Below are 6060 nucleotides of genomic sequence, written 5' to 3'. Positions count from 1 at the left end.
GGAGGTGAGTGCGCATCCGGTGCTGGTTCAGCCGGTCACCGGGATCCTTGACGGGAGTGACGCGGGTGAGGGCGGGGTGGTGACGGGTTCGCTGCGGCGTGAGGAGGGTGGTCTGCGTCGTCTGCTGGTGTCGATGGCGGAGTTGTTCGTGCGTGGTGTGCCGGTGGACTGGACGGGCGTCCTGCCTGCCGGGAGTGCATCGGCACATGTCGACCTGCCGACGTACGCCTTCGACCACCAGCACTACTGGCTCCACACGGCACCGACCGCCACCGACGCGACGTCACTCGGACAGTCGGCGGTCGATCACCCGCTGCTCGGCGCCATGGTGGAACTTCCCCACTCCGACGGCCTGTTGTTCACCTCCCGCCTGTCGCTGAAGTCCCACCCCTGGCTGGCCGATCACGTGGTCGGCGGTCTGGTCCTCGTCCCGGCTACCGGGCTCCTTGAACTGGCCGTACGGGCCGGTGACGGAGCCGGCTGCGGCATTCTGGACGAGCTGGTGACCGAGGCGCCCCTCGTGGTGCCCGAACAGGGCGGCGTACGGGTTCAGGTCGCCGTGGGCGCGCCGGGCGAGAACGGCTCGCGCACCGTGGAGATCTATTCCCAGCGTGAGGACGCTCCCGACGACGGAGAGACGTGGACGCGGCACGCCACCGGCCTCCTGTCGGCCTCGGCTTCGACCGGTGGGACCGGCTTCGACTTCACCGCCTGGCCGCCGTCCGGCGCAGCCCAGGTGGAACTGGACACCGACGACCTGTACGCGGGTCTGCTGGAGCGCGGCTACGCGTACGGCCCCGTGTTCCAGGGCGTGCGCGCGGTGTGGCGGCGCGGCGAGGAGCTCTTCGCCGAGGTCGCCCTGCCCGACGAGGCGCGCAAGGAGGCCGGGAGCTTCGGCCTCCATCCCGCGCTGCTCGACGCGGCCCTCCAGGCCGGTACGTTCGCCGCCGCGGCGGACACCGCCGATGAGACAGCGGGGCAGCCGGTGATGCCGTTCTCCTGGAACGGTCTCGTACTGCACGCCTCGGGCGCCTCCGCACTGCGGGTCCGGGTCGCACCGAACGGTCCGGACACGCTGTCGGTCGCGGCGGCGGACCAGACCGGCAGCCCGGTCCTGACGATGGACTCGCTGGTCATGCGTGCGGTGAACATCGAGCAGCTGGGTGCTTCCGCGGCGGCCGAGAGCCGCGACTCGCTGTTCGCGGTGGAATGGACCGAACTGCCCCTGGCCGAGGGCGCGGAGCCCGCTCCCACGTGGGTGCCGGTGGCCACGGCCGACGACATCGCGGCCCTGACCGCGAGCGGCGGCCCGTCGGCGGTGGCGGTCCTGGAGGCCGTCGGCGGCAACGGCGGGGACTCTGCGCTCGCCCTGTCCTCCCAGGTCCTCGAGGTCGTCCAGGCGTGGCTGAGCGCCTCCGGTCCCGAGGAGTCGCGCCTTGTGGTGCTGACCCGGGGCGCGGTGGCCGCAGGCAGCGAGGGCGCGGTGACGGACCCGGCCGGAGCGGCGGTGTGGGGTCTGGTGCGCGCCGCCCAGTCCGAGAATCCGGACCGGATCGTCCTCCTCGACACCGACCCCGACACCGAGGGCGGCGTGGAGCCGGTGCTGGACTCCTACCTCGCCGCGGTGGCGGCGAGTGGCGAACCGCAGATCGCGGTGCGCGGCACGGCTCTCTCCGTACCCCGGCTCGCCCGCATCACCACCCAAGTCGCCGACAGCACTGCGGTGTTCGGCCCGGACGGGACCGTCCTGGTCTCGGGTGGAGGGTCGCTGGGCGCCCTGGCGGCCCGGCATCTGGTCGCCCGGAACGGCGTGCGCCACCTCGTCCTCGCCAGCCGCCGCGGCCCGGACGCCGAGGGTGTGCGCGAGCTGGTCGCCGAGCTCACCGAGCAGGGCGCGACGGTCTCCGCAGTGGCCTGTGACGTGTCGGACCGTGAGCAGGTCGAGGCGCTGCTCGCCGCGGTGCCGCAGGAGCACCCCCTGCGCGGTGTGGTGCACACGGCCGGTGTGTTCGACCCGGGTGTGATCGGGGCGCTGACCCCGGAGCGCCTGGCCAAGGTGTTCGCGCCGAAGGTGGACGCCGTACGCCACCTCGACGAACTCACGCGCGGCTTCGACCTGGACGCGTTCGTCGTCTACTCCTCCGCTTCCTCCGTCTTCATGGGCGCGGGCAGCGGCGGCTACGCGGCTGCCAACGCCTTCCTGGACGGCCTGATGGCCCGTCGCCGGGCGGCGGGCCTGCCCGGGCTCTCGCTCTCCTGGGGTCCGTGGGAGCAGGTCACCGGCATGGCCGGGAACATCGACGACCTGACCAGGACCCGGATGAGCCGACGTGAGGGGCGGGGCGGAGTCCTGGCGCTCCGGGCCACCGAGGGCATGGAGCTGTTCGACGCCGCGCTGGGGTCCGAGCACGCGCTGCTCGTGCCGGTCAGCCTGGACCTGCGGGCCGTACGTGCCGATGCGGCGGCCGGCGGCGGAGTGCCGCACCTGCTGCGGGGCCTGGTCCGCGCGGGTCGGCAGCAGGCGCGGGCGGCCGGCAGCGGAGCCGAGCGGCTGCAGCTGTCCGACCGGTTGGCCGGGCTGCCCGTGGCCAAGCAGGAGGCACTGCTCCTTGACGTGGTGCGCATGCAGGCCGCGGTCGTGCTCGGACACAGCGGGCCGGAGAGCGTCCGGGTGGACATGGCGTTCAACGAGGCCGGGTTCGACTCGCTCACCTCGGTGGAGCTGCGCAACCGGCTGCGTGAGGCGACCGGTCTGAAGCTCCCCGCCACACTGGTCTTCGACCACCCGACCCCGCTGGCGCTCGCCCACCATCTGCGCGGTGAACTCGCCGTCGACGAGGTGTCGCCCGCCGACGCGGTGCTGGCCGGTCTCGCGGGTCTGGAAGCGGTCATCGAGTCCGCGGCGCCCGACGAGGAGGCCCGCGACCGGATCACCGCACGGCTGCGAGAGCTGCTGCGGGCAGCCGAGGCGGCGGCCGTCGGCGGCACAGGCACGGGCGCCACGGACACATCGGACCGCGACCTGGAGAACGCCAGCGACGAGGAGCTGTTCGCGCTCTTCGAGCGGCTCGACTGAGCCGCGTCCGTGCGGGCCGGGCGCACCTGGGCCCGCCCGCACGGCCCCGCACAGACGGTGCGGACACCCATCCACGGCAATCGCACGCATCCATCACATGGGGGTTGAATCAAGTGGCTGACGAGGCAGAACTCCGCGACTATCTCAAGAGGGCCATCGCAGACGCCCGCAACGCTCGCAAGCGGCTGCGCGAGGTCCAGGACCAGGCGCGCGAGCCGATCGCCATCGTCTCCATGGCCTGCCGGTACCCGGGTGGTGTCTCCTCACCCGAGCAGCTCTGGCAGCTCGTCGCCGACGGCGCCGACGCCGTCTCCGCCTTTCCCGACGACCGGGGCTGGGACCTGGAGGCGCTGTTCGACGACGACCCGGACCACGCGGGCACGTCGTACGTCACCCAGGGCGGCTTTCTGCGGGGTGCGGGCCTCTTCGACGCGGGGTTCTTCGGGATCTCGCCGCGTGAGGCACTGGCGATGGACCCGCAGCAGCGACTGCTCCTGGAGACCTCCTGGGAGGCGCTGGAGCGTGCGGGCCTCGACCCGGTCTCGCTGAAGGGCACCGACGTCGGGGTGTTCTCCGGTCTGTCCGGCCAGGGCTACGGTGCCGGCGCCGGTGTGGTGACCGCGGAGTCGGAGGGCTTCGCGGGCACCGGGGCGTCGACCAGTGTGGCCTCGGGCCGCGTGTCGTACGTACTCGGTTTCGAGGGCCCCGCCGTGTCCCTCGACACGGCGTGCTCGTCGTCGCTGGTGGCCATTCACCTGGCCGCGCAGGCGCTGCGGCAGGGCGAGTGCTCCATGGCACTCGCCGGCGGCGCGATGGTGATGTCGACACCCGGCAACTTCGTCGCGTTCTCGCGCCAGCGCGGCCTGGCCGCCGACGGCCGCTGCAAGGCCTTCGCGGACGCCGCGGACGGAATGGGCCTTGCCGAGGGCGTCGGCGTGGTCGTGCTGGAGCGCCTGTCGGTGGCGCGGGAGCGCGGGCACAAGGTCCTGGCGGTGCTGCGGGGCAGTGCGGTGAACCAGGACGGTGCGTCGAACGGTCTGACCGCGCCGAACGGTCCCTCGCAGCAGCGCGTGATCCGCAAGGCGTTGTCCAACGCGGGCCTCACCCCGGCGGACGTGGACGTCGTGGAGGCGCACGGGACGGGTACGGCACTGGGCGACCCGATCGAGGCGCAGGCGCTGCTCGCGACGTACGGCCGGGACCGGGACCCGCAGAAGCCGTTGTGGCTCGGGTCGTTGAAGTCGAACATCGGGCACACGCAGGCGGCCGCGGGCGTGGGCAGCGTCATCAAGATGGTGCAGGCGCTCCGGCACGGCACGATGCCGTCCACGCTGCATGTGGACAAGCCGACCACGGAGGTGGACTGGTCGGCGGGCGCGGTGGAGCTGCTGACCGAGGCGCGCCGGTGGCCGCGCGAGGGCCGTCCGCGCCGGGCCGCTGTCTCCTCCTTCGGCGTGAGCGGGACGAACGTGCACCTGATCCTGGAGGAGGCACCCGCAGCGGAGACGGCGGAGCCGTTTGCAGAAGAAGCCACGCTCGACGGCGTGGTGCCGCTGGTCGTTTCCGCGCACCATTCCGGCTCGCTGGCGGGGCAGGCCGAGCGGCTGGTCTCGTTCCTGGAGTCCGGTGCCGGCGGGTCATCGCTGACGGATGTCGCCGGGGCGCTGGTCTCCAGCCGTGCGGTGCTGGGCGAGCGTGCGGTGGTCGTGGCCTCGTCGGAGGAGGAGGCGCTCGCGGGTCTGCGCGCGCTGGCGCGTGGCGAGAGCGCGGCGAATGTCGTCTCCGGCTCGGGGTCGCCGGGCAAGGTGGTGTGGGTGTTCCCGGGCCAGGGTTCGCAGTGGGTGGGTATGGGCCGGGAGTTGCTGGATTCGTCTGCGGTGTTCGCGGAGCGGATCGGGGAGTGCGCGGTTGCGCTGGAGCCGTGGGTCGACTGGTCGCTGGTCGAGGTGCTGCGGGGCGAGGCTGCTCCGGAGTTGCTGGAGCGGGTGGATGTGGTGCAGCCGGCCAGTTTCGCGGTGATGGTGGGTCTGGCCGCCGTCTGGGCGTCCGTGGGGGTGGAGCCCGATGCGGTGGTTGGTCACTCGCAGGGTGAGATCGCGGCGGCGTGTGTGTCGGGTGCGTTGTCGCTGGAGGATGCGGCGAAGGTGGTGGCGCTGCGCAGCCGGGCGATCGGCGAGCAGTTGGCCGGTCACGGTGGCATGGCCTCGGTCGCACTGAGCGAGGAAGAGGCAGTTGCCCGCCTGGAGCGTTGGTCGGGTCGGGTCGAGGTCGCGGCGGTCAACGGCCCGAACTCCGTGGTGATCGCCGGTGATGCGCAGGCGCTGGACGAGGCCCTTCGGGTGCTGTCCGGCGAGGGTGTTCGGGTGCGTCGGGTGGCGGTGGACTACGCGTCGCACACCCGTCACGTGGAGGACATCCGCGACGCTCTCGGCGAGATGCTGGCCGGTATCGATGCCCAGGCGCCGACGATCCCCTTCTACTCCACCGTCACCGGGGGCTGGGTGGAGGCTGCCGGGGTTCTGGACGGCGGCTACTGGTATCGGAATCTGCGGGGGCAGGTCGGTTTCGGTCCTGCCGTGGCCGATCTGCTCGGTCAGGGTCACAGGGTGTTCGTGGAGGTGAGTGCGCATCCGGTGCTGGTCCAGCCGGTCACCGGGATCCTTGACGGGAGTGATGCGGGTGAGGGCGGGGTGGTGACGGGTTCGCTGCGGCGTGAGGAGGGTGGTCTGCGTCGTCTGCTGGTGTCGATGGCGGAGTTGTTCGTGCGTGGTGTGCCGGTGGACTGGACCGGCGTCCTGCCTGCCGGGAGTACATCGGCACATGTCGACCTGCCGACGTACGCCTTCGACCACCAGCACTACTGGCTCCAGCCCACCGGGACCGGCGGCGACGCCGTCTCCCTCGGACTCGCGGGGGCCGATCATCCGCTGCTCGGCGCCATGGTCCGGCTTCCCTCCTCCGACGGGCTGGTGTTCACCTCGCGC

General features: G+C 72.4%; 2 protein-coding genes. Both read left to right on the top strand.

Features of this window, described 5'->3' with window-relative positions:
* A partial coding sequence (locus tag BIV23_RS39670) for a type I polyketide synthase (protein WP_218161918.1) occupies positions 1-3076 on the top strand: 3076 nt, incomplete at its 5' end.
* Positions 3077-3189: 113 nt separating this feature from the next.
* A partial coding sequence (locus BIV23_RS39665; RefSeq protein WP_143079215.1) for a type I polyketide synthase occupies positions 3190-6060 on the top strand: 2871 nt, incomplete at its 3' end.

This window comes from Streptomyces monashensis, assembly GCF_001866665.1.
Taxonomy (GTDB): Bacteria; Actinomycetota; Actinomycetes; order Streptomycetales; family Streptomycetaceae; genus Streptomyces; species Streptomyces monashensis.
The sequence above is the reverse complement of the archived record's forward strand: the minus strand, read 5'-3'. Positions and strand labels throughout refer to the sequence as shown.